Below are 21,994 nucleotides of genomic sequence, written 5' to 3' on the forward strand. Positions count from 1 at the left end.
CGGCCCCCGGCATGCCGAAGAAATCCACCACTCGGACGTTCCGCCGCGGCCGCAGACGGCGCACGAGCTGCTGCAGCTTGCTCCGAATATCTGGCCGCACAACGCATTTCGTGATGACGATGGAGTCGTGAAGATTGCCGGCGTGGCAGTGACCGAGTTGGCGCAACAGTACGGCACACCGCTGTTCGTCATCGACGAAGACGATTTCCGCTCGCGCTGCCGGGAAATCGCGACCGCCTTCGGTGGCGGACACAACGTGTACTACGCCGCCAAAGCATTCCTGTCCGGCGAGATCGCACGCTGGGTCGACGAGGAAGGCCTGTCGTTGGACGTGTCCAGCGGCGGGGAGCTCGCCGTGGCGCTGCACGCACATTTCCCCGCGGAGCGGATCGCTCTGCACGGCAACAACAAATCGGTCGCAGAGCTGACGATGGCGGTCAAAGCCGGCGTCGGCCATGTCGTCGTGGACTCGATGACCGAGATCGAGCGCCTCGACGCCGTCGCCGCCGAGGCCGGCATCGTCCAGGACGTGCTGGTCCGTGTCACAGTCGGTGTGGAAGCGCACACCCACGAGTTCATCGCCACCGCACACGAAGACCAGAAATTCGGGCTCTCACTGGCCACCGGGGCGGCGATGGCGGCGGTGCGACGGGTCTTCGCCGCCGACCACCTCAGACTGGTGGGCCTGCACAGTCATATCGGTTCGCAGATCTTCGAGGTCGGCGGATTCGAACTCGCCGCCCACCGTGTCATCGGTCTGCTGCGCGACATCGTGGCCGAGTTCGGCGTGGACAAGACCACCCAGATCCGCACCGTCGACCTCGGGGGCGGCCTGGGGATCTCCTATCTGCCGACCGACGACCCACCGCCGGTGGGCGAGCTGGCGGCTAAACTCGGCGCGATCGTGCGCACCGAATCGGCGGCGGTGGGCCTGCCCGCTCCCAGGCTGGTCGTCGAGCCCGGCCGGGCGATCGCGGGGCCGGGGACCATCACCCTCTATGAGGTCGGCACCGTCAAGGACGTCGCGGTCAGCGCCACCGCGCAGCGTCGTTACGTCAGCGTCGACGGCGGCATGAGTGACAACATCCGCACCGCGCTCTACGGCGCCGCATACGACGTGCGGTTGGTCTCCAGGGCCGGGGACGCGGTCCCGGCGCTCGCCCGTCTCGTGGGAAAGCACTGCGAAAGCGGTGACATCGTCGTGCGCGATACCTGGCTTCCCGACGACATAGCACCCGGGGATCTCGTCGGGGTGGCTGCAACGGGTGCCTATTGCTATGCGCTGTCGAGCCGCTACAACCTGGTCGGTCGGCCCGCGGTGGTGGCGGTGCGCGACGGGCGGGCCCGCCTGGTCCTGCGCAGGGAAACGGTCGAAGACCTGCTGAGTCTGGAAGTGGCGGGACGAGAGGAACGGCGCCCATGAGCCGTCACACGCCGGTCGGTGTCGCGGTCCTGGGATTGGGCAACGTCGGCAGCCAGGTGGTCCGCATCATCGAGCACAGTGCCGACGACCTCGCCGCCCGGATCGGCGCGCCTCTGGTGCTGCGCGGTATTGGTGTACGCCGGGTCAGCGCCGACCGGGGTGTGCCTGCCGAGCTGCTGACCGACGACATCGAGGAGCTGGTGGCCCGCAGCGACGTCGACATCGTCGTGGAACTGATGGGACCGGTCGAACCGGCCCGCAAGGCGATCCTGTCGGCGCTCAAGCACGGCAAGTCCGTCGTCACCGCGAACAAGGCTCTGCTGTCGACGTCTGCCGGCGAACTCGCCCAGGCCGCCGAAAGCGCCAACGTCGACCTGTATTTCGAGGCGGCGGTGGCAGGCGCCATTCCGGTCATCCGCCCACTGACCCAATCGCTGGCCGGCGACAGCGTGCAGCGGGTGGCCGGCATCGTCAACGGCACCACGAACTACATCCTCTCCGCGATGGACAGCACCGGTGCCGATTACGCAGCCGCGTTGGCCGAGGCCAGCGCGCTCGGGTACGCCGAGGCCGACCCCACGGCCGACGTCGAGGGCTATGACGCCGCGGCCAAAGCGGCGATTCTGGCCTCGATCGCCTTCCACACCCGGGTCAGCGCCGACGACGTCTACCGCGAGGGCATCACCACGGTGACGCCGGACGATTTCGCGTCCGCGCACACGCTGGGCTGCACCATCAAGCTGCTGGCGATTTGCGAACGCATCAGGACCGATGGCGGACAGCAGCTGGTGTCGGCGCGGGTCTACCCGGCGCTGGTGCCGTTGACACACCCGCTGGCCGCCGTCAACGGGGCATACAACGCCGTGGTCGTGGAGGCCGAGGCCGCCGGCCGGCTGATGTTCTACGGGCAGGGCGCCGGCGGTGCGCCGACCGCGTCGGCGGTGACCGGTGATTTGGTCATGGCCGCCCGCAACCGGGTACTCGGCAGTCGCGGGCCGCGGGAGTCGAAGTACGCGCAGCTGGCCATCGCCCCCATCGGGCTGATCCCGACCCGTTACTACGTCAGCATGCAGGTGGCCGACGAGGCAGGGGTGTTGTCGACGGTAGCAGCCGAATTCGCAAAGCGGGAAGTCAGCATCGCTGAAGTCCGCCAGGAAGGGATGGCCGACGAGGAGGGCCGGCGGGCCGGCGCTCGCGTGGTGGTCGTCACCCACCGGGCCACCGACGCCGCGCTGTCGGAGACTGTCGGCGCACTGGGCGATCTGGGCGTGGTGCAGGCTGTAGCCAGCGTGCTGCGACTGGAAGGAACCGGCCCATGACGCCGACGAGTGCTGCGCGGACGAGCACCCATCAGCCCTGGCCGGGGGTGATAGCGGCCTACCGCGACCGGTTGCCGGTCGGTTCGGACTGGGCGCCGGTCACGTTGCTCGAAGGCGGCACCCCGTTGATCCACGCGGCCAGGCTCTCCGAGCAGATCGGCTGCACGGTGCATCTGAAAGTCGAAGGCCTCAACCCGACCGGCTCGTTCAAGGACCGCGGGATGACGATGGCGGTCACCGATGCGGTGGCGCGCGGGCAGCGGGCCGTGCTGTGCGCCTCGACCGGCAACACCTCGGCGTCGGCGGCGGCCTACGCGGCCCGTGCGGGGATCACCTGTGCGGTGTTGATCCCGCAGGGCAAGATCGCGATGGGCAAGTTGGCGCAGGCCGTGATGCATGGCGCCAAGATCGTCCAGGTCGCCGGCAACTTCGACGACTGCCTGGAACTCGCCCGCAAGATGGCGGCCGACTTCCCGACGATTGCCTTGGTCAACTCGGTCAACCCGGTGCGCATCGAGGGACAGAAAACCGCTGCTTTCGAGATCGTCGACGTGCTGGGCGCCGCACCGGACGTGCATGCACTGCCGGTCGGCAACGCCGGCAACATCACCGCGTACTGGAAGGGCTATACCGAATACCACGCCGCGGGCATCATCGACACGCTGCCGCGCATGCTGGGCACCCAGGCCGCCGGTGCAGCGCCGCTGGTACTGGGCAAGCCGGTGAGCCGGCCCGAGACCATCGCTACCGCGATCCGCATCGGTTCGCCGGCGTCGTGGGAGTCCGCCGTGGAGGCTCAGCAGCGGTCCGGTGGTCGGTTCCTGGCCGCCACCGACGAGGAGATCCTCGCGGCATACCACCTCGTCGCGCGCACGGAGGGGGTCTTCGTCGAACCCGCGTCGGCGGCCTCCATCGCCGGGCTGCTCAAGTCGATCGACGACGGTTGGGTGCCGCGCGGAGCGACCGTAGTGTGTACCGTGACCGGCAACGGTCTCAAGGATCCCGACACCGCGTTGAAGGACATGCCGAGCGTGTCGCCCGTGCCCGTCGACCCGGCCGCCGTCGTCGCGACGTTGGGACTGGTGTGAATGGGACTCGCGAAAGGCTCTCGGTGACCAGGCTGTTGCCTCCCGGGCTCGTGGCAAGCGCTGTGGTCGCAGCGTCCAGCGCCAACCTCGGTCCGGGCTTCGACAGCATCGGCCTGGCGTTGAGTCTCTACGACGAAATCGTTATCGAGACAACCCAATCCGGCTGCTCCGTGCAAGTCGAGGGTGAAGGCGCAGGCCAACTCCGCCTGGACGCCGACCACCTGGTCGTGCAAGCCGTAACGGCGGGTCTGCGGGCAGCCGGGGTCAGCGTGGCGGGACTGGCAGTCCGCTGCCGCAACGCGATTCCGCATTGCCGTGGTTTGGGCTCTTCGGCCGCAGCGGTCGTCGGCGGCCTGGCGGCCGTCAACGGAATTCTGGCCCAAGCCGATTCAAAGCCCATCAGCGAGAGCGAACTCATCCAGCTGTCCTCGGAGTTCGAAGGGCACCCCGACAACGCCGCCGCGGCTGTCCTGGGCGGCGCGGTCGTGTCGTGGACCGACAGCAGCTGCGCTTCGCCCCGTTACGCCGCGGTGCCCCTGCGGCTGCATCCGGACATCCACCTGTTTCCGGCCATACCCGAGCAGCGCTCCCTGACGGCCGAGACGCGCGTGCTGTTGCCCGCGCAGGTCAGTCATGTCGACGCGCGGTTCAATATCAGCCGCACCGCGCTGTTGGTGGTCGCGCTGACCGAGCGGCCAGATCTGCTGATGGCGGCCACCGAGGATGTGCTGCACCAACCCCAGCGGGCTGCGGCGATGCCGGCCTCGGCGGAATACCTTCGACTGTTGCGGCGTTATGGTGTCGCAGCGGTACTGTCCGGGGCCGGACCTGCGGTGATCGCTTTGAGCACCGATCCGGTGCTGCCCGGTGAGGTCATCGAGTTCGGCGCCGCACTGGGATTTACCGTCAGCGAGATGACGGTTGGCGACGGAGTTCGCTGGACCTCCGGCGTAGCGGTTACCAGTTGATGGTGCACAGCCCGGAACGAGGTTTCTTGCTTCCGGCAACGAAGCGCGTTATCCTCGGAGCCGTCCAGCAATCGCAGCATCTGTTCCTGCGTTTACACCAGGACTACCACCAATTCTTCTCCTGGACGATGGTTCGCCGTCTATGCCGCTAATCCCGGCGATCACCGTTGCAGAGTCGATGGTTGGCAGCACTCGGCGATTTGGCTGAATGCAACGAACCCCTCGCATGAGCCGATCAGCGAGGGGAAGAAAGGAAATCCGTGACTGAAACGGACCTCATCACGGCTGGCGACAACACCGACGACAACACGTTGTCGAATTCCGTGACCACAAGCACCGCCAGCGCCCCGGATGTGTCGGCGTCAGCGGTGGAGATCAACTCCGGGTCGGACGGCTCGCTGTCCACCATGGTCTTGCCTGAACTGCGGGCACTGGCCAATCGGGTCGGTGTCAAGGGGGCTTCGGGAATGCGTAAGAACGAACTCATCGCCGCGATCCGGCAAACCCAGGGGCACGCCAACGGCGCGTCGGCCGACAACAGCGGCGAGCCCACGACCTGCAACAGCGCCCCCGCCGCCCCGGCCGAGGTGGCCGGGGCTCCCCGACAGGAACGGCGCGTCGGCACACCGGAGGCTGCGAGCGCGGATGCCGCTGCGCCCGACCGCGGTGAGCAGGAGGTAACGGCCGGGGAGTCCGACACCGCCCCTCGGCACACCGCGCCAGAGGAGCGCGGGCCGGATAAGGCGTCGGACACCGGCGGCGACCAAAGCGCCGACCAAAGCGCCGACCAACAGGGCCAAGACGGGTCCGGGCAACAGAACCGGGGTGGCGACGACGACGGTGAAGGACGGCAGGGCCGCCGGGGTCGGCGGTTCCGGGAACGCAGGCGCCGCGGGGAGCGGTCCAGCGAGGGCGGGGAAGCCGAACTGCGCGAGGACGACGTCGTCCAGCCGGTGGCCGGCATTCTCGACGTGCTGGACAACTACGCATTCGTGCGCACATCCGGGTATCTGGCGGGCCCGCACGACGTCTACGTCTCGATGAACATGGTCCGCAAGCATGGTCTGCGCCGCGGCGATGCGGTGACCGGCGCCGTGCGGGTGCCCAAGGAGGGTGAGCAGCCCAATCAGCGGCAGAAGTTCAACCCGCTGGTTCGGCTCGACAGCGTCAACGGTGGCCCGGTCGAGGACGCCAAGAAGCGCCCGGAGTTCGGCAAACTCACCCCGCTGTACCCAAACCAGCGGCTGCGCCTGGAAACCACCACCGAGCGGCTGACCACCCGCGTCATCGACCTGATCATGCCGATCGGCAAGGGGCAGCGCGCATTGATCGTCTCGCCGCCCAAAGCCGGCAAGACCACCATCTTGCAGGACATCGCCAACGCGATCACCAAGAACAACCCGGAATGCCACCTGATGGTTGTGCTCGTCGACGAGCGTCCCGAAGAGGTCACCGACATGCAGCGCTCGGTCAAGGGCGAGGTCATCGCCTCCACGTTCGACCGGCCGCCGTCGGACCACACGTCGGTCGCCGAACTGGCGATCGAACGCGCCAAGCGGCTTGTCGAACAGGGCAAAGACGTCGTGGTGCTGCTCGACTCGATCACCCGGCTGGGGCGTGCCTACAACAACGCCTCGCCGGCGTCCGGGCGCATCCTGTCCGGCGGTGTCGACTCGACGGCGTTATACCCACCGAAACGCTTCCTGGGCGCGGCGCGCAACATCGAGGAAGGCGGATCGCTGACCATCATCGCCACCGCGATGGTCGAGACCGGCTCTACCGGGGACACGGTGATTTTCGAGGAGTTCAAGGGCACCGGCAACGCCGAGCTCAAGCTGGACCGCAAGATCGCGGAACGCCGGGTCTTCCCCGCGGTCGACGTGAATCCCTCCGGCACCCGCAAAGACGAACTGCTGTTGTCGCCCGACGAGTTCGCGATCGTGCACAAGCTGCGTCGGGTGCTGTCCGGGCTGGATTCTCATCAAGCCATTGACCTGCTGATCTCGCAGCTGCGCAAGACCAAGAACAACTACGAGTTCTTGGTTCAGGTGTCCAAGACGACCCCGGGCATCGACACCGACTAACCGGGGCGCAAGCCCGACCCGGCAGTGCCCGACGGCGCCGCGTCGTGGGCCCTGCGCGGGCATCCGCGGGTTTGGGCTCGACGTGGTCGAGCTGGCATAATCAACCGCCGACACCTCCGGTCCCGGTTCACGTCCCACCGGCAGTCCGATGCGGGCGACCCGGCGGCCGACGATAGAAGAGGGCATCATGAAATCTGGCATTCATCCGGCCTACGGTGAGACCACCGTTGTCTGCGGTTGCGGCAACACCTTCCAAACCCGCAGCACCAAAGAAGGCGGCCGCATCGTGGTCGAGGTGTGCTCGCAATGCCACCCGTTTTACACCGGTAAGCAGAAAATCTTGGACAGCGGCGGTCGAGTGGCCCGCTTCGAGAAGCGCTACGGCCAAAGGAAGGCGGGCACGAAGGCCGCCAAGACCGTCGCAGCTGACGCAGCCCCGAAAGCCGGCAAGTAGCACACCGGCGGCCGCGCCGGGAACTCGTGCGGGGCGGGCGTCGTTTGCTGTGCGGTGCTGTGAGAGACGTAAGGGGTCAGCGTGACGCGAAGCGTGCAGGCCATCGACGCGATACTGGCCGAACACGCCGATCTCGAGCGTCAACTGGCCGACCCGGACCTGCATAGCGATCCCGCCAACGCGCGCAGAGTAAGTCGCCGCTTCGCCCGGCTGGCGCCGATCGTCGCTGCGCACCGCAGGCTGGAGTCGGTGCGCGAAGACCTGGAGACCGCGCGCGAACTGGCTGCCGCCGACGCGTCGTTCGCCGCTGAGGTGTCCGAACTCGAAGCACGCGCGGCAGCCCTGGACACGCAGCTCACCGATATGCTGGCGCCGCGTGATCCGCATGACGCCGACGACATCGTGCTCGAAGTCAAGTCCGGCGAAGGCGGCGAGGAGTCCGCGCTGTTCGCCGCCGACCTGGCTCGGATGTACATCCGTTACGCCGAGCGGCGCGGCTGGGCGGTGACAGTGCTCGACGAGACGTTCTCTGACCTCGGCGGCTACAAGGATGCGACCTTGGCGATTTCCCGCAAGGCCGCCGGCGACGGCGATCCGGCCGAGGGGGTGTGGGCGCGGATGAAGTTCGAGGGCGGCGTGCACCGCGTGCAACGCGTCCCGGTGACCGAGTCCCAGGGGCGCGTGCACACCTCGGCGGCGGGTGTTTTGGTGTATCCCGAACCCGAGGAACTCGGGGAGGTGCAGATCGATGAGGCGGATCTGCGCGTCGACGTCTACCGGTCTTCCGGGAAGGGTGGCCAGGGTGTCAATACCACCGATTCCGCGGTGCGACTCACCCACCTGCCCACCGGGGTTGTCGTCACGTGCCAAAACGAACGGTCCCAGCTGCAGAACAAGGCCCGCGCCATGCAAGTGCTGGCCGCCCGGCTGCAGGCGATGGCCGAGGAGCAGGCATTGGCCGAGGCGTCAGCCGATCGGGCCAGCCAGATCCGCACGGTCGACCGCAGCGAACGCATCCGCACCTACAACTTCCCGGAGAACCGGATCACCGACCACCGCATCAACTACAAGGCGCACAATCTCGAGCAGGTCCTCGACGGCGATCTGGACGCACTGTTGGACGCGCTGGTGGCAGCGGACCGGCAATCCCGGCTGCGGGCATGAAGATGCACTCCGAGCTCCGGCGTGCGATCGACTCGGCTGCGGCGATCCTGGCGCAGGCCGGGATCGATTCCGCTCGCTGGGATGCCGAAGCACTCGCGACGCACCTGGCTGGTGGCGACCGGGGGCGACTGGCCCTGCTTGACCGGCCCGACGAGGAGTTCCTCGCGCGCTATCGGGCGGCGGTGAGCCAGCGTGCACGCCGGGTGCCGTTGCAACACCTCATCGGCACGGTGCAGTTCGGGCCGGTGGAACTGCGGGTCGGTCCCGGTGTGTTCATCCCTCGCCCGGAGACCGAGGCCATGCTCGAATGGGCTACTGGCCAGGACCTTTCACGTCTTTCGAGGCAGCCGCTGATCGTCGACGTCTGCACTGGTTGCGGCGCGCTGGCGGTGGCGCTGTCGCAGCGCTGGCCGACGGCCCGCGTCGTGGGCATCGACGATTCCGAGGCCGCGCTCGGGTATGCGCGGCAGAACTCGGTCGGCAGCGCGGTCGAGCTGGTGTGCGCCGACGTCACCGCGCCCGGCGTGTTGGCCGAGCTTGACGACCGCGTCGACCTCATGGTGGCCAATCCGCCCTATGTTCCCGACGGGCTTGAGCTGGAACCTGAAGTCGACCGACACGATCCGCGGCATGCGGTGTACGGCGGCCCGGACGGGATGACGGTGATTACCGCGGTCGTCGGCCTCGCCGGTCGCTGGTTGCGCCCGGGCGGATTGTTTGCTGTCGAGCATGATGACTGCGCGTCGGAGCAGACCGTTCAGGTGCTGGAACGGACAAAACTTTTCGATGACGTCGTGGCGCGCACGGACATGACCGGCCGGCTCAGGTTCGTCACGGCCCGCAGACGGGAGCAACGTCCATGAGTGCCGTGTTCGACTGCAGCGACCCCCAACAGCGGTCCCGCGGCATCGCGGCGGCGGTCGAGGCGGTCAGAAACGGCCGCCTCGTGGTCGTGCCGACGGACACCGTCTACGGCATCGGCGCCAACGCCTTCGACGGTGCAGCGGTGGCCGCGCTGCTGGCCGCGAAGCGCCGCGGGCGTGACATGCCGGTGCCGGTGCTGGTTGGCTCATGGCACACCATCGATGGTCTGGTGCTGACCGTCCCGCCGGCGGCCCGCGACCTGATCCAGGCATTCTGGCCCGGCGCGCTGAGCCTGGTGGTGCACCAGGCGCCGTCACTGCAGTGGGACCTCGGCGAAGCCCGCGGCACGGTGATGGTGCGGATGCCGCTGCATCCGGTGGCGATCGAGCTGCTTCGCGAGGTCGGTCCGATGGCGGTGTCCAGCGCCAATGTCTCCGGCAGCCCGCCGGCCGTCGAGGTCGATGACGCCCGGCGGCAACTCGGGGATTGCGTCGACGTCTATCTGGACGCAGGGCCCGCTGCGCAGCAGGCGGCGTCGACGATCGTTGACCTGACCGGCGCGAGACCCCGCATCCTGCGCCAGGGACCGGTCAGCGCCGAACGCATCGGCGCGGTGCTCGGCATGGAACCGGCGAGTTTGACCGGCTGATCGGCGGGCAGCCCGAGCGTGCAGTACGGTCGCGGAGTGCTTAGCGTCGACAGCCTGGCCGGCGGTCCGCTCGCCTTTGCTGATCGGGGCGCCGGCGTGCCGCTGCGCGAGCTGGCCCTGGTGGGGTTGACCGCCGCGATCGTCACCTACTTCATGACCGGACCGGTGCGCATGCTGGCCACCCGGCTGGGTGCGGTGGCCTACCCGCGCGAGCGGGACGTGCACGTGACGCCGACGCCGCGGATGGGCGGTCTGGCCATGTTCGCCGGTGTCGTCGCCGCCATTTTCCTGGCATCCCAGTTGCCCGCGCTGACCCGCGGGTTCGTCTATTCCACCGGCATGCCGGCGGTGCTGGTCGCCGACGTGGTGATCGTCGTCATCGGGCTTATCGACGACCGGTGGGGTCTGGACGCCCTGACGAAGTTTGCCGGTCAGATCACGGCGGCGAGTGTTCTCGTCACCATGGGAGTTGCCTGGAGCGTGCTGTATATCCCGATCGGCGGCGTCGGCACCATCGTGTTGGATCAGGCCTCCTCGATCCTGTTGACGCTGGCGCTGACCGTGTCGTTTGTCAACGCGATGAACCTCGTCGACGGCCTCGACGGGTTGGCCGCCGGGCTGGGCCTGATCACCGCGCTGGCGATCTGCATGTTCTCCGTGGGCCTGCTCCGCGACCATGGCGGTGACGTGCTGTTCTACCCCCCCGCGGTGATCTCGGTGGTACTTGCCGGGGCGTGCTTGGGGTTTTTGCCCCACAATTTCTACCGGGCCCGGATTTTCATGGGTGACTCCGGCTCGATGCTGATCGGATTGATGCTGGCCGCCGCGTCGACAACCGCCGCGGGCCCGATCTCGCAGAACGCCTACGGTGCCCGCGACGTGTTCGCTCTGCTCTCGCCGTTCCTGCTCGTGGTGGCCGTCATATTGGTGCCGATGCTCGATTTGTTGCTTGCCATCGTGCGCCGCACCCGGGCAGGCCGCAGCGCGTTCAGCCCCGACAAGATGCATCTGCATCACCGTCTGCTGCAGATCGGTCATTCGCATCGCCGCGTGGTGCTGCTGATCTATCTGTGGGTGAGCATCGTCGCATTCGGCGCTGCGAGCACGATTTTCTTCGATCCGCGCGACACCGGCGCGGTGATGCTGGGCGCCACCGTGGTGGCGATCGTCGTCACGCTGATTCCGCTGCTGAGCCGCCGCGACGACCTCTACGACGAGTAGTAGTAGGCTCGCATTGCCATGTGGTAACGTGCCCCTAGAATCTGAAGAAACCTCGTGGGTCGCTGGTCGTCTGGCCGGCGAACGAAGCGCTGATCGCGCCGCATCACGACCGGCACGAAGAGTTACTGCGTGGGTGATTCCAGCGTGGTGATTGCCCTCCGATACGCTCTACGGGCCACGCAACGATCAACCGGGCGACTTTTCCGAGCGAGGACTGAGGTGCAGCAGTGACAACGCCAGCGCAGGATGCGCCGTTGGTGTTTCCGTCCGTGGCGTTCCGCCCGATTCGGCTGCTCGTCATCTCGCTCGCAGTGACCGCCGTGGCGGTGCCGGCGGCCGGCTGGGTCAATCACCTCGCGTTCGGCATATTCTTGGGGACGGGTCTGCTGATCGGTTTGCTCAACGCGCTCGGTGTGCGACGGTCCGTCGCGGTGATCACCGCACAGGCCCAGCCGCTGAAGTCGACGATGGCGCTGAACTCGGCGGGACGCTTGCTGGTCATTTCGGTGATCGGGCTGGCCATCGCGGTGGTGTTCCGGCCCGACGGGCTGGGCGTAGTGTTCGGACTTGCGCTTTTCCAGGTGCTGTTGGTGCTGAGCACGGTTCTGCCGGTCTGGAAGAAGCTGCGCAGGGGAGCCGCGGAGTCCGGCTCGTCCGGCAGCGGTACCGAGGGGAGAGAACTCGGCGATGACTGAGACGCCGCTGGCCGAGGCCAGCATCGAAGTCGGTGAGCACGCCACCGCCACGTGGTGGGGGATGACCGTCAACGTCGACACGATCCTGTCGACCGCGATCGCCGCGGTGATCGTCATCGCGCTGGCGTTCTTCCTGCGGGCCAAGGTGACCTCGACCGGCGTGCCGGGCGGAGTGCAGTTGTTCTTCGAGGCGATCACCATCGGGATGCGCAACCAGATCGAAAGCGCGATCGGCATGCGGATCGCGCCGTTTGTCTTGCCACTCGCAGTGACGATCTTCGTGTTCATCCTGGTCTCCAACTGGCTGTCGGTGCTGCCGCTGCAGTTCACCGACGCCCATGGGCACACCGTCGAGTTGCTCAAATCGCCGGCGGCCGACATCAACTACGTGCTGGCGCTGGCGGTGTTCGTGTTCATCTGCTACCACGCGGCCGGTTTCTGGCGCCGCGGCATCCTGGGACATCCGCTCGGCGTGATCAAGGGCCATGTCGCTTTCATGGCTCCGTTCAATGTGGTCGAAGAGGTCGCCAAGCCGGTCTCGTTGTCGCTCCGACTTTTCGGCAACATCTTCGCCGGCGGCATCCTGGTGTCGCTGATCGCGCTGTTTCCCCCGTACATCCTGTGGGCTCCCAACGCCATCTGGAAAGCATTCGACCTGTTCGTCGGCTTGATCCAGGCGTTCATCTTCGCGTTGCTGACCATCCTGTACTTCAGTCAGGCAATGGAGTTGGAAGAAAGCCACGAGTAGACGTGACAGCTTCGAACGACGGACGACCACACCGGAAAACCAGAGAGGATAAGCAATGAATCCCACTATCGCTGCCGGGGCCCTTATCGGCGGTGGACTGATCTTGGGCGGCGGCGCCGTCGGTGCCGCCATCGGGGATGGCATCGCCGGTAACGCGCTGATCGCCGGGGTCGCGCGGCAGCCCGAGGCCCAAGGTCGGCTGTTCACGCCGTTTTTCATCACCGTAGGCCTGGTGGAGGCCATGTACTTCATCAACTTGGCGTTCATGGCGCTGTTCGTCTTCGCCAACCCGCTGGCGTAACCGGCGCGATGGGCCACATGAGCGCTACCGTCCTGGCCGAGGGCAACAATTTCTTGCTGCCGAACGGCACCTTCTTCGTCGTGCTGGTCATTTTCTTGATCGTGCTCGGCGTGATCGGCACGTTCGTGGTGCCGCCGATCATGCGGGTGCTGCAGGCGCGTGCCAACATGGTCACCAAAACCCTGGCCGACAACAGGAAGTCGGCCGAACAGTTCGCCGCTGCCCAGGCCGACTACGAGAAGGCCATGTCGCAAGCCCGGGTCGAGGCGTCGGCCGCGCGCGACAACGCCCGGGCCGAAGGCCGAAAGATCATCGACGACATGCGTGCCCGTGCCGAGGAGCATGTGGCCTCGACCCTGCGGGACGCCGGTGAGCAGCTCAAACAGGCGGGCGAAGCGGTCGCGGCCGAGCTTCACGCGCAAGTGGACAGCATGTCCGCGAGGCTGGCCAGCCGGATACTTGGGGTGGAGATCACCACATCCACGCCGACAACGACCGGGTCGAGGCGGTAATCGCAATGTCGACTTTTCTGGGGCAGCTGGTGGGGTTCGTCGTGATCGTGGTGCTGGCCTGGCGCTACGTGGTGCCGCCGGTGCGTAAGCTCATGGTCGATCGGCAGAACACGGTGCGTGACGAACTGAACGAGGCCGCCGCTGCGGCCGCCCGCCTGGAAGAGGCCAGCCGGGCGCACAGCAAGGCGCTCGAAGATGCCAGAGCCGAGGCCCAACGGCTCATCGCCGAGGCCCACCGAGACGCCGACCGTATCGTCGAGGCGCTGCGGGCCCAGGCCGACGCCGAAGTCGAACGGATCAAAGAGCAAGGCGCCAAGCAGGTCGAGCTGCTGCGTGCGCAACTGGTCCGTCGGCTACGTCAGGACCTGGGAGCCGAATCGGTCCGGCGAGCGGGCGACCTGGTGCGCGACCATGTCGCTGACTCCGCCCGGCAGTCGGCCACCGTCGACCGGTTCCTCGACGAACTGGACGCGATGGCACAAACGGAGGCCGGGGTCGCCGTTCCCGGGCTTGCGCAGATGCGCTCGTCCAGCCGGCGTGCGGTGGTCAACCTGGTGAACCGCTTCGGCGAGATCGCCGGGAACCTCGACGATGCCGGTTTGGCCACCCTCGCCGACGACCTGGCGGCGGTGGCCGAACTGCTCAGCCGTGAAAGCGTTGTCACGCGGTATCTGACCGCGCCGGCCGACGATCCCGCGCCCCGGATCCGGCTGATTGAGCGACTGGTCAACGGCAAGGTGGGGGATCCTGCGCTCGACGTGCTGCGCAGCGCGGTGTCGCAGCACTGGTCGGCCAACACCGATCTGGTCGATGCGGTCGAACATATCGCGCGGCACGCTTTGCTGGTGCGCGCCGAGCGAGCAGGTCAGGCTGACGACGTGGAAGAGGCGCTGTTTCGATTCAGCCGAATTCTCGACGCCGAGCCGCGGCTGGCTCTGCTACTGGGCGACTACGGAGTGCCGGCCGACAATCGCGTCCAGTTGTTGCGCAACGTGCTGCACCGCGCCCGCGGTCGCACCGGCGAGGCCGTCAACCCGATCGCGGAAGCGCTGCTGGCCCAGACCGTCGCCCTGTTGCGGGGTGAACCGGCCGAGGAGGCGGTGTTGCGCCTGGCCGAGGTGGCGGTGGCCCGGCACGGCGAGATCGTCGCGCACGTGAGTGCGGCGGCCGAGCTCAGCGATGCCCAGAAAACCCGGCTCACCGAGGTGCTCGCCCGAATTTACGGGCGCGCGGTGACGGTGCAGATGCAGATCGATCCCGCACTGCTCGGCGGGCTCGCCGTCTGCGTCGGCGACGAGGTCATCGACGGCACGCTCGCGTCACGCCTCGCCGCGGCCCGGGCTCAGCTACCGGACTAAGAGCACGAACCAGCAACCAGAATCAACAAGCAGGAAGACGAAAAGCCATGGCAGAGTTGATCATCTCCGCTGAAGACATTCAGGGTGCGATCGAGGAATACGTCAGCACGTTTACCTCCGAAACCGCCCGCGAGGAGGTCGGCACCGTTGTCGATGCCGGCGACGGTATCGCCCACGTCGAGGGCCTGCCGTCGGTCATGACCCAGGAACTTCTCGAATTTCCCGGCGGGATCCTGGGTGTGGCGCTCAATCTGGACGAGCACAGCGTGGGCGCGGTCATTCTCGGCGATTTCGAAAAGATCGAGCAGGGGCAGCAGGTCAAGCGTACCGGCCAGGTGCTCTCGGTCCCGGTCGGAGACGCTTTCCTCGGCCGGGTGGTCAACCCGCTCGGCCAGCCCATCGACGCCCGCGGTGACATCGATGCGCAGGAGCGGCGTGCCCTGGAGATCCAGGCCCCGTCGGTGGTTCAGCGGCAATCGGTGAAAGAGCCGCTGCAGACCGGAATCAAGGCGATCGACTCGATGACCCCGATCGGACGCGGTCAGCGTCAGTTGATCATCGGTGACCGCAAGACCGGTAAGACCGCCGTGTGTGTCGACACCATCCTCAACCAAAGGGAGAACTGGGAATCCGGCGATCCCGCCAAGCAGGTACGGTGTGTCTACGTCGCCATTGGGCAGAAAGGCACCACGATCGCGGCCGTGCGGAGAACCCTCGAAGAGGGCGGGGCGATGGATTACACCACGATCGTGGCGGCCCCTGCGTCCGACTCTGCGGGTTTCAAATGGCTTGCGCCGTATACTGGTTCGGCAATCGGTCAGCACTGGATGTATCAAGGCAAGCATGTGCTTATCGTGTTCGACGATCTTTCCAAGCAGGCCGAGGCCTACCGGGCCATCTCGCTGCTGCTGCGGCGCCCGCCGGGTCGCGAAGCGTACCCGGGTGACGTGTTCTACCTGCATTCGCGGCTGCTGGAACGCTGCGCCAAGTTGTCCGACGATCTCGGCGGGGGCTCGCTGACCGGGTTGCCGATCATCGAAACCAAGGCCAACGACATCTCCGCCTATATTCCGACCAACGTCATCTCGATCACCGACGGACAGTGCTTCCTGGAGACGGATCTTTTCAACCAGGGTGTGCGGCCGGCGATCAACGTCGGTGTCTCGGTGTCCCGGGTTGGTGGTGCGGCACAGATCAAGGCAATGAAGGACGTGGCCGGTTCGCTGCGGCTCGATTTGTCGCAGTACCGCGAGTTGGAGGCGTTCGCGGCCTTCGCGTCCGACTTGGATGCCACGTCGAAGGCGCAGCTCGAGCGCGGTGAAAGACTGGTCGAACTCCTCAAACAGCCACAACATCACCCGATGCCGGTCGAGGAGCAGGTGGTGTCGATTTTCCTGGGCACCCAGGGGCACCTCGACTCCGTTCCGGTTGCCGACGTCCGTCGGTTCGAGACCGAATTGCTCGACCACGTTCGCGCCGCCGAGCCGGAACTTCTCACCCAGATCCGCGAATCCCAGAAACTTTCCGAGGAGGTCAGCGACAAGCTGACCGAGGTGATCAACCAATTCAAGAAGGGCTTCGCGGCGACCGGCGGCGGCTCGGTGGTCCCCGACGAGCATGTCGACGCGCTGGACGAGGAAAAACTGGCCAAGGAATCGGTGCAGGTCCGCAAGCCCGCACCCAAGAAGAAGAAGTAGTTCACGGTGGCTGCGACACTTCGCGAACTGCGGGGGCGAATCCGTTCCGCGGGGTCGATCAAAAAGATCACCAGGGCCCAGGAGTTGATCGCCACCTCGCGCATCGGCAGAGCCCAGGCCCGCCTCGATGCGGCCCGGCCCTATGCCTTCGAGATCACCCGCATGCTCACCACCTTGGCTGCCGAGGCGGCGCTGGATCATCCGTTGCTCGTCGAGCGGCCTGAGCCCAAGCGGGCCGGGGTGCTTGTGGTGACGTCCGACCGCGGTCTGTGCGGGGCATACAACTCCAATGTTTTCCGGCGTGCCGAAGAATTGTTTTCGCTACTGCGGCAGGAAGGCAAGACGCCGGTGCTATATGCGGTGGGCCGGAAAGCGTTGAGCTATTACAGGTTCCGAAATTGGGACATCGCGCACTCGTGGAACGGTTTCTCAGAGCAGCCTGCTTACGAAATTGCCGCCGCGATTGCTGCGACTTTGGTCGACACCTTCATGGCCGGTGCCGACGGGTCCGGCGCCGGAGAACCTGGAGGCGCGCCCGGGGTCGATGAGCTGCACGTCGTCTACACCGTGTTCAAGTCGATGTTGTCGCAATCGGTCGAGGCACATCGGATAGCCCCGATGGTGGTGGAGTACGTCGAAGAAGAGGTCGGACCGCGAACGCTCTATTCGTTCGAGCCTGACGCCACAACCCTGTTCGAGTCGCTGCTGCCACGCTATCTGACCACCCGGGTATATGCTGCACTCCTCGAGTCGGCCGCCTCGGAATTGGCGTCACGCCAGCGCGCGATGAAGTCGGCCACTGACAATGCCGAGGACCTCATCAAAGCCCTGACGCTGGAAGCAAACCGTGAGCGTCAGGCTCAAATTACTCAGGAAATTAGCGAAATCGTCGGTGGCGCGAATGCATTGGCCGAGACTACGGGGTAAGCCACTAGGAGGCGGAGAGGATCATGACTGCTACTGCTGAAAAATCGGACGACAAGACCGGCAATGACACCAGTGGTCGCGTGGTAAGGGTTACCGGTCCGGTTGTCGACGTCGAGTTCCCCCGGGGCTCTGTGCCTGAACTGTTCAACGCGCTGCATGTTGACGTCACGTTCGAGGCGCTCGCGAAAACGCTGACGCTGGAAGTCGCCCAGCACCTGGGCGACAATCTCGTGCGGTGTATCTCGCTGCAGCCCACCGATGGGCTGGTGCGCGGCGTCGAGGTGATCGACACCGGTGCCTCGATCTCGGTTCCGGTGGGCGAAGGGGTCAAAGGTCATGTCTTCGATGCGCTGGGTAACTGCCTCGACGATCCGGGCTATGGGAAAGATTTCGACCACTGGCCTATTCACCGCAAGCCGCCGGCTTTCGACCAACTCGAGCCGCGCACCGAGATGCTGGAGACGGGTCTCAAGGTCGTCGACCTGCTGACGCCGTACGTGCGCGGTGGCAAGATCGCGCTGTTCGGCGGCGCCGGAGTGGGTAAAACGGTGTTGATCCAGGAAATGATCAACCGCATCGCGCGCAACTTCGGCGGCACGTCGGTATTCGCCGGGGTCGGCGAGCGCACCCGAGAGGGCAACGACCTGTGGGTGGAGTTGGGCGAGGCCAATGTCCTCAAAGACACCGCGCTGGTATTCGGCCAGATGGACGAGCCGCCCGGCACTCGTATGCGGGTGGGGTTGTCGGCACTGACCATGGCCGAGTGGTTCCGCGACGAACAGGGCCAAGACGTACTGCTGTTCATCGACAACATCTTCCGGTTCACCCAGGCCGGATCAGAGGTGTCGACTCTGCTCGGCCGGATGCCGTCGGCGGTGGGATATCAACCCACACTGGCCGACGAAATGGGCGAATTGCAGGAGCGCATCACCTCGACACGAGGCCGGTCCATCACCTCGATGCAGGCGGTCTACGTACCTGCCGACGACTACACCGACCCGGCGCCGGCGACGACGTTCGCGCACTTGGATGCGACCACCGAGCTGTCCCGCGCGGTGTTTTCCAAAGGCATCTTCCCGGCTGTGGATCCCTTAGCGTCGAGCTCGACCATCCTCGACCCTGGTGTGGTCGGGGACGAGCACTACCGGGTGGCCCAGGAAGTGATCCGGATCCTGCAGCGCTACAAGGATCTTCAGGACATCATTGCGATCCTTGGTATCGACGAACTGTCCGAGGAGGACAAGCAGCTGGTGCAGCGGGCACGTCGCATCGAGCGATTCCTGTCGCAGAACATGATGGCCGCCGAGCAGTTCACCGGTCAACCGGGTTCGACGGTTCCGCTGAAGGAGACGATCGAAGCCTTCGACAAGCTGGCCAAGGGCGAGTTCGACCACTTGCCGGAGCAGGCGTTCTTCTTGATCGGCGGCCTCGATGACCTGGCTAAGAAAGCCGAAAGCCTCGGTGTCAAAATCTGATCCAGCGGTGGTAAAAGGCGAAAGGTGAGTGTGACATAACTGAGCTGAATGTCGAGATCGTCGCCGTCGACCGGAAGATCTGGTCGGGCAAGGCGACGTTTCTGTTCACCCGTACCACGGTCGGGGAGATCGGCATCCTGCCGCGGCATATCCCGTTGGTGGCCCAGTTGGTCGACGATGCGATGGTGCGTGTGGAGCGCGAGGGCGAGAAGGACCTGCGCATCGCGGTGGACGGCGGCTTCCTGTCGGTGACCGAGGAAGGGGTCAGTATTTTGGCCGAATCCGCGGCATTTGAATCGGAGATCGACGAGGTGGCCGCCAGACAGGATGCGGAGTCCGACGATCCCCGCATTGCCGCCAGGGGTCGTGCCAGGTTGCGCGCTGTCGGCGCGATCGACTGACCGGCACGCGGCTGATGAGCTCGCCCACGATCGGCATGGCCGCGCTGATCGCCGTATTGGGGCTCGCGGTTGTCGCGTTGAGCTATCGGCTGTGGAAGCTGGGTCAGGGCGGTACGGCGGCCATCATGCGCGATATCCCTGCGACCGGGGGCCATGGGTGGCGGCACGGCGTAATCCGCTATCGGGGTGGAGAAGCCGCGTTCTACCGCCTCTCCAGTGTGCGGCTCTGGCCCGATCGCCGACTCAGTAGGCGCGGTACCGAAATCGTCTCGCGTCGGTCTCCGCGGGGTGACGAGGTCGACATCATGAGCGATGAAGTGGTCGTCGTCGAGTTGTGTGACGCGTCTTCGGAGCGGCGGGGCCGTTACGAAATCGCGCTGGACCGCGGCGCGCTGACCGCGTTTCTATCGTGGTTGGAATCGCGTCCGTCGCCGCGTGCCCGGCGTCGCAGTACCTGAATCGCTGTCCGCAGCGCCGTGATCTGGCGGGTGGGTGAGCTGCTCGGCTGAACCGGGCCGGTCTACCCGCTCAACCGGTGCGACCGCAACCGACCGCCTCAGCCGGCGTGGTACCGACGCTGCTAAGTCGCGGGCTTTTGCGGCTGACTGCCGCCGGGCTGCCACAGCACGTCGCCGTCCGGGTTGGCCAGCCGGGACAAGATGAACAGCAAGTCCGACAGGCGGTTCAGGTACTTCGCGGGCAGCGCGCTGACATCGGAGGCGTGCTGTTCGACGGCCGCCCACGCTGAACGCTCGGCGCGCCGCACCACGGTGCGGGCGACGTGCAGCAGAGCTGACAGCGGCGAACCTCCTGGCAGCACAAACGAATTCAATGGTTGCAGGCTGTCGTTGAAATCGTCGCACCATTTCTCCAGCCGGTCGATGTAGGGCTGGGTGATGCGCAGCGGGGGATACTTCGGGTTCTCGACTACCGGGGTTGACAGGTCTGCGCCCGCGTCGAACAGATCGTTTTGGATCTGCCGCAGCACCTCAGCGATCCGCTGCTGTGGTCGACCCACCGCGATCGCGACTCCGATCGCGGCATTCGCCTCATCACAGTCGGCGTAGGCCGTCAGACGTGCGTCGGTCTTCGAGACCCGGGAGAAATCGCTCAACCCGGTGGTCCCGTCGTCGCCGGTGCGGGTATAGATGCGGGTCAGGTGTACCGCCATGAATTAAAACCGTACCGCGCCCACGACCTGGTCGACTGACAGGTCGATAAGGCTTCACTAAACTTGCCAGGGTGCCAGAGTGTTTCGTGGTCACCGGCGGCAACCGGTTGTCGGGCGAGGTTGCTGTGGGGGGCGCCAAGAACAGCGTGCTCAAGCTGATGGCGGCGGCCCTGCTGGCCGAGGGCACCAGTACGATCACGAACTGTCCCGACATCCTCGACGTTCCGCTGATGGCCGAGGTGTTGCGCGGTCTGGGCGCCACCGTCGAACTGGCCGGATCGACCGTGCGCGTGACCTCGCCGGACGAGCCCAAGTACGACGCCGACTTCGCCGCCGTGCGCCAGTTCCGCGCCTCGGTCTGCGTGTTGGGACCGCTGGTCGGGCGGTGCAAGCGCGCCAAGGTTGCCCTGCCGGGGGGAGACGCCATCGGATCACGGCCGCTGGACATGCACCAAGCCGGCCTGCGGCAGCTGGGGGCACGGTGCAATATCGAGCACGGATGCGTGGTCGCGCAAGCCGACAGCTTGCGGGGTGCCGAGATTCAACTCGAGTTCCCATCGGTGGGCGCGACCGAAAACATTCTGATGGCGGCAGTGTTGGCCGAGGGCGTGACCACGATTCACAATGCAGCGCGCGAACCCGAGGTGGTTGACCTGTGCACGATGCTGAACCAGATGGGGGCGCGGGTCGAAGGTGCGGGTTCGCCGACAATGACGATCACCGGTGTTGCGCGGCTCTATCCTACCGAGCACCGCGTGGTCGGGGACCGGATCGTCGCCGCCACCTGGGGTATCGCCGCGGCAATGACGCGCGGCGACATCACGGTGACCGGGGTCGATCCCGCGTATTTGCAGGTGGTGCTGCACAAACTGCACGACGCCGGTGCCACCGTCACCCAGACCGACGACAGTTTCCGGGTCACGCAGTACGAGCGCCCCAAGGCAGTCAACGTCGCGACACTGCCGTTCCCCGGGTTCCCGACCGACCTGCAGCCGATGGCGATCGCCCTGGCGTCGATTGCCGACGGGACCTCGATGATCACCGAGAACGTGTTCGAGGCACGGTTCCGCTTCGTCGAAGAGATGATCCGCCTCGGTGCCGACGCCCGCACCGACGGGCACCATGCCGTGGTGCGGGGCCTGCCGCAACTTTCCAGCGCCCCGGTGTGGTGTTCGGACATCCGGGCGGGGGCCGGCCTGGTGCTCGCCGGACTGGTCGCCGACGGTGATACCGAAGTCCACGATGTCTTCCACATCGACCGCGGTTACCCGTTGTTCGTGGAAAACCTGGTCAGTCTCGGGGCGGAGATCCAACGGGTAGACTAGGCAGCACTCGCCGGTTTCCGGCCGGTCCAGACCGGACCGGTGATGACGGTTGACCGGGATTAAGCCCCGGAGTATAGTGACAGGGTTGCCTGTCCGCAGGTGTTGTTTGAGAACTCAATAGTGTGTTTGGTGGTTTTTGTTTGTTGTTGT

At 66.1% G+C, this 21,994-nt stretch carries 22 protein-coding genes; 21 read left to right on the forward strand and 1 reads right to left on the reverse strand.

Going from position 1 to position 21,994, the window contains the following annotated elements:
* The first annotated feature begins 22 nt into the window (after positions 1-22).
* The 20 genes from lysA (at position 23) to F6Q13_RS08505 (ending at position 19,806) form a co-directional block, all read left to right on the forward strand.
* The gene (lysA, locus tag F6Q13_RS08410) at positions 23-1,423 is read left to right on the forward strand and encodes a diaminopimelate decarboxylase (protein WP_293055090.1); all 1,401 of its coding nucleotides are present in this window, start codon (positions 23-25) and stop codon (positions 1,421-1,423) included.
* On the forward strand, positions 1,420-2,742 hold the full coding sequence (locus tag F6Q13_RS08415) for a homoserine dehydrogenase (RefSeq protein ID WP_293055048.1): 1,323 nt from the start codon (positions 1,420-1,422) through the stop codon (positions 2,740-2,742). The genes lysA and F6Q13_RS08415 overlap by 4 nt, the downstream gene beginning before the upstream one ends.
* Positions 2,739-3,830 (forward strand): threonine synthase, encoded by a 1,092-nt coding sequence (gene thrC / locus F6Q13_RS08420; RefSeq protein WP_293055050.1) that lies wholly within the window; start codon positions 2,739-2,741, stop codon positions 3,828-3,830. Before F6Q13_RS08415 ends, thrC begins: the two co-directional genes overlap by 4 nt.
* 23 nt (positions 3,831-3,853) lie before the next feature.
* A complete protein-coding gene (gene thrB, locus F6Q13_RS08425; RefSeq protein ID WP_293055052.1) occupies positions 3,854-4,798 on the forward strand; it encodes a homoserine kinase in 945 nt (314 codons plus the stop codon).
* 260 nt (positions 4,799-5,058) lie between these two features.
* On the forward strand, positions 5,059-6,882 hold the full coding sequence (gene rho / locus F6Q13_RS08430) for a transcription termination factor Rho (protein ID WP_293055054.1): 1,824 nt from the start codon (positions 5,059-5,061) through the stop codon (positions 6,880-6,882).
* A 187-nt stretch (positions 6,883-7,069) separates the two neighbouring features.
* The gene (rpmE, locus tag F6Q13_RS08435; protein WP_293055056.1) at positions 7,070-7,336 is read left to right on the forward strand and encodes a 50S ribosomal protein L31; all 267 of its coding nucleotides are present in this window, start codon (positions 7,070-7,072) and stop codon (positions 7,334-7,336) included.
* 81 nt (positions 7,337-7,417) lie between these two features.
* Positions 7,418-8,500, forward strand: coding sequence for a peptide chain release factor 1 (gene prfA / locus F6Q13_RS08440; protein WP_293055058.1), 1,083 nt, complete (start codon positions 7,418-7,420; stop codon positions 8,498-8,500).
* A 2-nt stretch (positions 8,501-8,502) separates the two neighbouring features.
* Positions 8,503-9,363: a class I SAM-dependent methyltransferase gene (locus F6Q13_RS08445; RefSeq protein WP_367141264.1), complete on the forward strand. Its 861-nt coding sequence runs from the start codon at positions 8,503-8,505 to the stop codon at positions 9,361-9,363.
* On the forward strand, positions 9,360-10,013 hold the full coding sequence (locus tag F6Q13_RS08450; RefSeq protein WP_293055061.1) for an L-threonylcarbamoyladenylate synthase: 654 nt from the start codon (positions 9,360-9,362) through the stop codon (positions 10,011-10,013). The genes F6Q13_RS08445 and F6Q13_RS08450 overlap by 4 nt, the downstream gene beginning before the upstream one ends.
* Before the next feature lie 18 nt (positions 10,014-10,031).
* The gene (locus tag F6Q13_RS08455) at positions 10,032-11,234 is read left to right on the forward strand and encodes a glycosyltransferase family 4 protein (protein WP_293055062.1); all 1,203 of its coding nucleotides are present in this window, start codon (positions 10,032-10,034) and stop codon (positions 11,232-11,234) included.
* 227 nt (positions 11,235-11,461) lie between these two features.
* Positions 11,462-11,929 (forward strand): ATP synthase subunit I, encoded by a 468-nt coding sequence (locus F6Q13_RS08460; RefSeq protein WP_293055064.1) that lies wholly within the window; start codon positions 11,462-11,464, stop codon positions 11,927-11,929.
* Positions 11,922-12,677, forward strand: a complete 756-nt coding sequence (gene atpB / locus F6Q13_RS08465) for a F0F1 ATP synthase subunit A (RefSeq protein WP_293055066.1) — start codon at positions 11,922-11,924, stop codon at positions 12,675-12,677. Before F6Q13_RS08460 ends, atpB begins: the two co-directional genes overlap by 8 nt.
* Before the next feature lie 55 nt (positions 12,678-12,732).
* The gene (locus F6Q13_RS08470; protein ID WP_293055068.1) at positions 12,733-12,978 is read left to right on the forward strand and encodes a F0F1 ATP synthase subunit C; all 246 of its coding nucleotides are present in this window, start codon (positions 12,733-12,735) and stop codon (positions 12,976-12,978) included.
* Between the two features lie 8 nt (positions 12,979-12,986).
* Positions 12,987-13,490, forward strand: a complete 504-nt coding sequence (locus tag F6Q13_RS08475) for a F0F1 ATP synthase subunit B (protein WP_293055070.1) — start codon at positions 12,987-12,989, stop codon at positions 13,488-13,490.
* 5 nt (positions 13,491-13,495) lie between these two features.
* Positions 13,496-14,848, forward strand: coding sequence for a F0F1 ATP synthase subunit B/delta (locus F6Q13_RS08480; protein WP_293055072.1), 1,353 nt, complete (start codon positions 13,496-13,498; stop codon positions 14,846-14,848).
* A gap of 47 nt (positions 14,849-14,895) precedes the next feature.
* Positions 14,896-16,545 carry a F0F1 ATP synthase subunit alpha gene (atpA, locus tag F6Q13_RS08485; protein ID WP_293055074.1) on the forward strand — a complete coding sequence of 550 codons (1,650 nt, stop codon included), beginning with the start codon at positions 14,896-14,898 and terminating at the stop codon, positions 16,543-16,545.
* A gap of 6 nt (positions 16,546-16,551) precedes the next feature.
* Complete coding sequence (locus tag F6Q13_RS08490; protein WP_293055076.1) at positions 16,552-17,472, forward strand: F0F1 ATP synthase subunit gamma; 921 nt, start codon at positions 16,552-16,554, stop codon at positions 17,470-17,472.
* 23 nt (positions 17,473-17,495) lie between these two features.
* On the forward strand, positions 17,496-18,947 hold the full coding sequence (atpD, locus tag F6Q13_RS08495) for a F0F1 ATP synthase subunit beta (RefSeq protein ID WP_293055078.1): 1,452 nt from the start codon (positions 17,496-17,498) through the stop codon (positions 18,945-18,947).
* A 35-nt stretch (positions 18,948-18,982) separates the two neighbouring features.
* On the forward strand, positions 18,983-19,348 hold the full coding sequence (locus tag F6Q13_RS08500) for a F0F1 ATP synthase subunit epsilon (protein WP_293055092.1): 366 nt from the start codon (positions 18,983-18,985) through the stop codon (positions 19,346-19,348).
* Positions 19,349-19,362: 14 nt separating this feature from the next.
* Positions 19,363-19,806, forward strand: a complete 444-nt coding sequence (locus F6Q13_RS08505) for a DUF2550 domain-containing protein (RefSeq protein ID WP_293055080.1) — start codon at positions 19,363-19,365, stop codon at positions 19,804-19,806.
* 122 nt (positions 19,807-19,928) lie between these two features.
* Here the strand turns inward: F6Q13_RS08505 and F6Q13_RS08510 are convergent, their stop codons facing one another.
* Positions 19,929-20,519, reverse strand: a complete 591-nt coding sequence (locus F6Q13_RS08510) for a cob(I)yrinic acid a,c-diamide adenosyltransferase (RefSeq protein ID WP_293055082.1) — start codon at positions 20,517-20,519, stop codon at positions 19,929-19,931.
* Between the two features lie 71 nt (positions 20,520-20,590).
* Between F6Q13_RS08510 and murA the strand changes: the two genes are divergently transcribed.
* Complete coding sequence (gene murA / locus F6Q13_RS08515; protein ID WP_293055084.1) at positions 20,591-21,844, forward strand: UDP-N-acetylglucosamine 1-carboxyvinyltransferase; 1,254 nt, start codon at positions 20,591-20,593, stop codon at positions 21,842-21,844.
* The last annotated feature ends 150 nt before the right edge of the window (positions 21,845-21,994 follow it).

The organism is Mycobacterium sp., assembly GCF_008709575.1.
Classification (GTDB): domain Bacteria; phylum Actinomycetota; class Actinomycetes; order Mycobacteriales; family Mycobacteriaceae; genus Mycobacterium.

Excerpts from the sequence above, each read along its gene's own strand:
- F6Q13_RS08415 (WP_293055048.1), top strand. The coding sequence starts at position 1,420 with ATGAGCCGTCACACGCCGGTCGGTGTCGCGGTCCTGGGATTGGGCAAC.
- rpmE (WP_293055056.1), top strand. The coding sequence starts at position 7,070 with ATGAAATCTGGCATTCATCCGGCCTACGGTGAGACCACCGTTGTCTGC.
- F6Q13_RS08475 (WP_293055070.1), top strand. The coding sequence starts at position 12,987 with ATGGGCCACATGAGCGCTACCGTCCTGGCCGAGGGCAACAATTTCTTG.
- F6Q13_RS08450 (WP_293055061.1), top strand. The coding sequence starts at position 9,360 with ATGAGTGCCGTGTTCGACTGCAGCGACCCCCAACAGCGGTCCCGCGGC.
- F6Q13_RS08505 (WP_293055080.1), top strand. The coding sequence starts at position 19,363 with ATGAGCTCGCCCACGATCGGCATGGCCGCGCTGATCGCCGTATTGGGG.
- F6Q13_RS08445 (WP_367141264.1), top strand. The coding sequence starts at position 8,503 with ATGCACTCCGAGCTCCGGCGTGCGATCGACTCGGCTGCGGCGATCCTG.
- F6Q13_RS08480 (WP_293055072.1), top strand. The coding sequence starts at position 13,496 with ATGTCGACTTTTCTGGGGCAGCTGGTGGGGTTCGTCGTGATCGTGGTG.
- F6Q13_RS08510 (WP_293055082.1), bottom strand. The coding sequence starts at position 20,519 with ATGGCGGTACACCTGACCCGCATCTATACCCGCACCGGCGACGACGGG.
- F6Q13_RS08470 (WP_293055068.1), top strand. The coding sequence starts at position 12,733 with ATGAATCCCACTATCGCTGCCGGGGCCCTTATCGGCGGTGGACTGATC.
- atpB (WP_293055066.1), top strand. The coding sequence starts at position 11,922 with ATGACTGAGACGCCGCTGGCCGAGGCCAGCATCGAAGTCGGTGAGCAC.
- thrC (WP_293055050.1), top strand. The coding sequence starts at position 2,739 with ATGACGCCGACGAGTGCTGCGCGGACGAGCACCCATCAGCCCTGGCCG.
- atpD (WP_293055078.1), top strand. The coding sequence starts at position 17,496 with ATGACTGCTACTGCTGAAAAATCGGACGACAAGACCGGCAATGACACC.
- atpA (WP_293055074.1), top strand. The coding sequence starts at position 14,896 with ATGGCAGAGTTGATCATCTCCGCTGAAGACATTCAGGGTGCGATCGAG.